6 protein-coding genes are annotated in these 5,121 nt (G+C 74.5%); 1 reads left to right on the top strand and 5 read right to left on the bottom strand.

Going from position 1 to position 5,121, the window contains the following annotated elements; translation table 11 throughout:
• Positions 1-19 precede the first annotated feature (19 nt).
• Entirely contained in the window at positions 20-472 is a 453-nt protein-coding gene (locus CCN44_RS22410; RefSeq protein WP_059249398.1) for an iron chaperone, read from the bottom strand.
• Between the two features lie 111 nt (positions 473-583).
• The gene (locus CCN44_RS22405; RefSeq protein ID WP_208639814.1) at positions 584-1,471 is read right to left on the bottom strand and encodes an NAD(P)-dependent oxidoreductase; all 888 of its coding nucleotides are present in this window, start codon (positions 1,469-1,471) and stop codon (positions 584-586) included.
• A gap of 98 nt (positions 1,472-1,569) precedes the next feature.
• Between CCN44_RS22405 and CCN44_RS22400 the strand changes: the two genes are divergently transcribed.
• The gene (locus CCN44_RS22400) at positions 1,570-1,923 is read left to right on the top strand and encodes a winged helix-turn-helix transcriptional regulator (RefSeq protein WP_086698937.1); all 354 of its coding nucleotides are present in this window, start codon (positions 1,570-1,572) and stop codon (positions 1,921-1,923) included.
• Between the two features lie 3 nt (positions 1,924-1,926).
• On the opposite strand, the gene CCN44_RS22395 is transcribed toward CCN44_RS22400, so the two are convergent.
• The 3 genes from CCN44_RS22395 to CCN44_RS22385 all read right to left on the bottom strand — a co-directional run.
• Entirely contained in the window at positions 1,927-2,610 is a 684-nt protein-coding gene (locus CCN44_RS22395) for a class F sortase (protein WP_059249391.1), read from the bottom strand.
• A gap of 122 nt (positions 2,611-2,732) precedes the next feature.
• A complete protein-coding gene (locus CCN44_RS22390; protein ID WP_059249389.1) occupies positions 2,733-3,251 on the bottom strand; it encodes a hypothetical protein in 519 nt (172 codons plus the stop codon).
• 266 nt (positions 3,252-3,517) lie between these two features.
• The coding region (locus CCN44_RS22385) for a M4 family metallopeptidase (protein WP_244203947.1) at positions 3,518-5,121 on the bottom strand (1,604 nt) is incomplete at its 5' end.

Below are 5,121 nucleotides of genomic sequence, written 5' to 3'. Positions count from 1 at the left end.
GTGTGAGGGCGGGGGCGCCTCAGCTCACCGCCCGCGCGACGAGCGCGGCGATGCGCGCCTCCACCTCGGGTGTCACCTCGGTCAGCGCGAAGGCCGTCGCCCACATGGCCCCCTCGTCCAGCCGCGCCGCGTCGTTGAAACCGAGCGTCGCGTAGCGGGACTTGAACTTCGCCGCGCTCTGGAAGAAGCAGACGACCTTGCCGTCCAGGGCGTAGGCGGGCATCCCGTACCAGAGCTTCGGCGCGAGGGCCGGGGCGGTGGCCGTGACGACGGCGTGGACCCGCTCGGCCAGGGCCCGGTCCGCGTCCCCCATCTCGGCGATCCTGGCGAGCACGTCCCGCTCCGCCTGCGCCGCCTTCTCCGCGCGCGATCCGCGGCGCGCCGCCGTCCTCAGCTCCCGCGCGTGCTCCTTCATCGCGGCCCGCTCCTCGGCCGTGAACCCCTCGTACGTGCTGCTGTCGGTGTCACTCATGGCAGGTCCCCCCGGAGTGTCTCGATGCGCTTCGGTGTCTCGACGGGCGTCGATCCGGAGCGGACCTTACCCCGGCCCACCGACAACCGCCCCCGGAGGGCGGGCCGGCGGTCAGCGGGTGTGCAGGAGGTGCACCAGGCCGGTGGTGTCCTCGGCGTCGTGGCCGTCGGCCAGGCGGCGGCGCATCAGGTCCAGGAACGGGCTGAGCAGCTCCGGGCTCACCCCCTGCTCCGCGGCCGTGCGCAGCAGCGTGTCGGTGCCCGCCACCTGCATCGCCAGGTTGGAGACGACTCCGGTGGTGTAGTCGCCGGACTCCAGCCGCTCGGCCGTCCGGTGCGCCGCGTCGGCCATCGCGTTCAGCCAGGGCACGAGCAGCGCGGCGAACCCCTTGGGCGCCACGTCCGTCCCGCGCAGCAGCGCGAACGCCTGCGTGATGCCCCCGAACATGCCGTACATGCCGCTCAGCAGCGCCACGTCGTGCAGCGCGGCGAGACCGGGGTCGGCGCCGACGTACTCGGTGCCGGCCGGAACGGCGAGGGTGTCCCGGTGCTCCTGGAAGAGGTCCGGGTCACCGCTGTAGAGCACGAAGGCGCCGGGCGCGCCGATCATCGGCGGTACGGCCATGATCCCGCCGTCCACGAAACGGGCGCCGCGCTCCTCGGCCCAGGCGGCGCGCGCCCGGCCGTCGGCGGGGGTGCCGGTGGTGAGGTTCACCAGGTCCCGGCCGGCCAGGTCGGCCCCCTCCAGGGCGGCGCCCACCGAGGCGTCGTCCAGCAGGCAGGCCACGACGAGCCGGTTCGCGGCCACCGCCTCCGCAGCGCTGCCGGCGGCCACCGCTCCCTCGGCGGTCAGCGCGGCCGTGCGCTCGGGCGTGCGGTTCCAGACGGTCAGCGGATGCCCGGCGGCGAGCCAGGCCCGCCCGAGCGCGGTGCCCATCGCGCCGGTGCCGAGCAGGGTCAGGGGAGTACGGGGGGCGGAGGACAGGGAAGTGTCGGTCATGACGACTAGGCTCGCCCGGGGAACCGCCGCGCAGAAGTACGCACTTCGAAGTGGGTGGTTACCGGTGGGAAAGCATGCGGGTCGGAAGGGGGAGGACCATGCCGGTGGGACGGCGGCCGGGGGCGTACATCTGCGGGACCGACGCGGCCATGGACATCATCGACGGCAAGTGGAAGGTGTCGATCCTGTGGGCGCTGGGCGAACGCGGCAGGTGCCGCTTCGGTGAGCTGCGCCGGCTGCTGCCGGGCGTCACGGAGAAGGTGCTCGCCGCGCAGCTGCGCGAGCTGGAGGCCGACGGCATCGTGCACCGGGAGGAGTACGACGAGGTGCCGCCCCGCGTCGAGTACTCGCTGACCGACGTCGGCACCCAGCTGAACGAGGCGCTGGAGCCGCTCACGCTGTGGGGGAAGAAGCACGTCCTGGGCGCGCTGCCGGCACCGGCGCCGCGCTGAGTCTCAGCGGCTGCCCGTCAGATGGGCGAACACCACCACGTTGCCCTGGTAGCCGGTGGCCCGCGAGTAGCCCCCGCCGCAGGTGATCACGCGGAGTTCGGGGCGGGGGGCCGCGCCGTAGACCTTCGCGTCGGGGAAGGCGTGCGCCGAGTACACCTCCACCGCGTCCACGGTGAACAGGGCCACGGTGCCGTCCCGGCGGTCCACCTCGATGCGGGCGCCCCGTTTCAGCGCGCCGAGGTCGTAGAAGACGGCGGGGCCGTCGGCGTTGTCGACGTGCCCGGCGACGATCGCGGTGCCCGTCTCCCCGGGGGTGGTGCCGGCCTCGTACCAGCCGGCCAGGTTCTTCTCCTCGGCGGGTGGTGCGTCCAGGTTCCCGGCGGGAGTGAGGGCCAGGCCGGTCAGGGGCGCGTCCACACGGATCGCGGGGATGCGGATGCGGACCGGCGGGGACGGCGCCAGGGCGGGCGCCCCGGGCCGGACCCCGCCCCGGTCCGGGCGGCCCTCGGCGGCCGTGGGCTGCGGTGGTGCGTGCGGGCCGGTGCCGCCGCCCAGCAGCCACACGCCCGAGCCGAGGGCCACGACGGTGACGGCGGCTATCGCGGTGTCGCCGAGCCGGGCGGACCTGCCGCGCCCGCCGCGCCCGCTCTTCCTGGCGCTCTTGCCGCTTCCGGCGCTCCTGCGCATACCAAACCCCTCTCCCGGGGGGCGGGCCCCCGAAGCACCCTCCCCCTCCGGGCCGCGAGGGGCGTCGGACCCGGAGGGGGCGGGATGTGCGGTACCGGCGGACGGACAGCGGAGGGTGTCCGTCAGATCCCGTCGCCTCTCGCCCGGCGATGCAGGAGCCAGGTACCGCCCGCGGCGGCGACGGCCAGCGCCGCCACACCCGCCGCGGTCTGCACGGGGTCGGGGCCCAGTCCGCCGCCGACCCCCGTCTTCACGCTTCCCCGCGGCTGCACCTGCTCGTGCGCCGCCTCGTGCACCGCGCTCAGCGCGACCACCAGGTCGCCCGCCACCTGCCGGTCGCCCTCGGCACACCGGGCGAGGATCTCGTACGTCCCCGGCTGCGCGCTCGGCGGCACCCGGAACTGGCCGGTCGCCTCGCCCTCGTGCGCGCTGGGCGCCAGCGTGAACGTGCCGGCGCCGACCGCGCCCGCGTCCCCGGTGGCGCCCGAGTCCCCGCACGCGGCCGTGCTCACCGAGACCTGGCCACCGGGCGCCACGGTGGACGGGTACACGTCCAGGCGGCCGGCCTCGGCGGCGGTGGCGGGTGCCGCGGCGGCCACGGCGAGCGCGGTACCGGCCAGCAGACGGGCAGTGCGTCGCATGGTGCTCCCCAGAGCTTGTCCGACTCGTCCAGGGGTGCGCCCCTGCCCTACCGAGGTAAGTCGCAGTCGCGGCGTTCCGCTTCCCGAGGCGGCTCCGGGATGCGGTGAACGGGTGGCGGGAACGGCCCCCCACACGGCCTAGCCGGGGAGGGTTCCGGCAGGTCAGGGCCGTGTGAGGGGCCGGGTACGAAGAGCACACGATTGGCCTCCACCCGCCGGCCGCACCCGTCTCGCGGAGCGCGGTCGGCGAGCGGCACCGCTGCCGCTCAGGTGACGTTGACCGCGCTCCAGGCGGCGGCCACCGCGTCGTACTCGGTGCTGCCCGCGCCGTAGAGGTCCCTGGCGGCGTTCAGGGTGGCCGTGCGGGCGCCCCGGTAGTTGGTGGAGGAGGTCATGTAGACCGTCAGCGCCCGGTACCAGATCTTGCCGACCTTGTCCCGGCCGATGCCGGTGACCGTGGCGCCGTTGTAGGTCGGCGAGTCGTAGGCGACGCCGTTGACGGTCTTCGCGCCGCTGCCCTCGGCGAGCAGGTAGGCGAAGTGGTTGGCGACGCCGGAGGAGTAGTGGACGTCGAGGTTCCCGACCGAGGAAGTCCAGTGGTCGGCGGAGCCGCCGTCCCGGGACGGCTTGTCCATGAAGCGCAGGGCGGCCTTGCCGAAGCCGGAGCGGACGATCTTCTCGCCGATGAGGTAGTCACCGGGGTCGGACGGGTTGTCCGCGTGCCACTCGACCATCGTGCCGAGGATGTCGGAGGTGGCCTCGTTCAGCCCGCCGGACTCGCCGGAGTACGTCAGCGCCGCCGTCTTCGCCGTCACGCCGTGCGTCATCTCGTGCCCGGCGACATCGAGGGAGACCAGCGGCCCGAAGGTGGTCCCGTCACCGTCGCCGTACGTCATGCAGAAGCAACTGTCGTCCCAGAAGGCGTTGTTGTAGTTGCTGCCGTAGTGGACGCGGTTGTACGAGCCCTTGCCGTCGCCGGCGATGCCGCTGCGGCCGTGGACGTCCTTGTAGTAGTCCCAGGTCTCGTCGGTGCCGTACTGGGCGTCGACGGCGGCCGAGGCGCGGTCCGCGGTGGTGCCGCTGCCCCAGTGGTTGTCGGCGTCCGTGAACACGGTCGCGGGGGCGCGGCTGAGGCAGATGCCGAGGACGCACAGGTCGGTCTTGTTCTGGGCGTCACCGGTGTAGGTGTTGCCGCGCGTCGGGTCCTTCAGCTGGTACGACGGCCCGGACGGGGTCGTCTCCACCGGCACCGTCCCGCTGTAGAGGGACTTTCCGTCGCCCGTGGCCGCCTCGATGCTGTCCCAGGCGTCGATCTGCGCGCCGGTGCGCGCGTCGGTCAGCACGGTGCGGGCCACGGGGTTGCCGAGCCGGTCCAGGCCGACCGCGTCGGTCCGCCAGGCCAGCCGGGGGCTGCCGTGCAGGGCGTCGACGACCAGCTCCGGCTTGGCCTTGACCTGCTGGAGCGTGGTGCCGGTGACGGCGCCGCGCAGGGCGCTCACCGCGAGGCCGGCGGCCCTGGAGCCGGCGACCGCGGGGGTGACGGAGGGCAGGGCGATGGCCTGCCGGGTGGCGCGGTCGGCGCCGCGGTAGCCGCCGTCGGGGGCCAGGTGGACGACGAAGTCGCCGCCGAGGACGGGGAGATGCCGGTAGGTGCGGTCGTAGCGGACGTGCTGGGTGCCGTCCTCGTCCACGATGACGTCCCGCACGCTGGTGTCCTGACGGGAGGTCAGGCCCAGGGCCGACGCGTGGGTCAGCAGGGCCGACGCCGCGTTCTCGATCGCGGTGGCCCGGGTCGGTCCGCCGTCGGCCCGGGCGGCGGGGGAGAGGCTGACGGCCAGCAGGGCCGCGGCGGTGAGGGCGGCACCGGCAG

This window comes from Streptomyces tricolor (genome assembly GCF_002155905.1).
In the GTDB taxonomy this organism is placed as follows: Bacteria; Actinomycetota; Actinomycetes; order Streptomycetales; family Streptomycetaceae; genus Streptomyces; species Streptomyces tricolor.
Note: the sequence above shows the minus strand (reverse complement) of the source record. Positions and strands in the feature narration are given on the sequence as shown.

Coding starts and splice junctions, on each gene's coding strand:
- CCN44_RS22390 (WP_059249389.1), bottom strand. CDS start 3,251: ATGCGACGCACTGCCCGTCTGCTGGCCGGTACCGCGCTCGCCGTGGCC.
- CCN44_RS22400 (WP_086698937.1), top strand. CDS start 1,570: ATGCCGGTGGGACGGCGGCCGGGGGCGTACATCTGCGGGACCGACGCG.
- CCN44_RS22395 (WP_059249391.1), bottom strand. CDS start 2,610: ATGCGCAGGAGCGCCGGAAGCGGCAAGAGCGCCAGGAAGAGCGGGCGC.
- CCN44_RS22410 (WP_059249398.1), bottom strand. CDS start 472: ATGAGTGACACCGACAGCAGCACGTACGAGGGGTTCACGGCCGAGGAG.
- CCN44_RS22405 (WP_208639814.1), bottom strand. CDS start 1,471: ATGACCGACACTTCCCTGTCCTCCGCCCCCCGTACTCCCCTGACCCTG.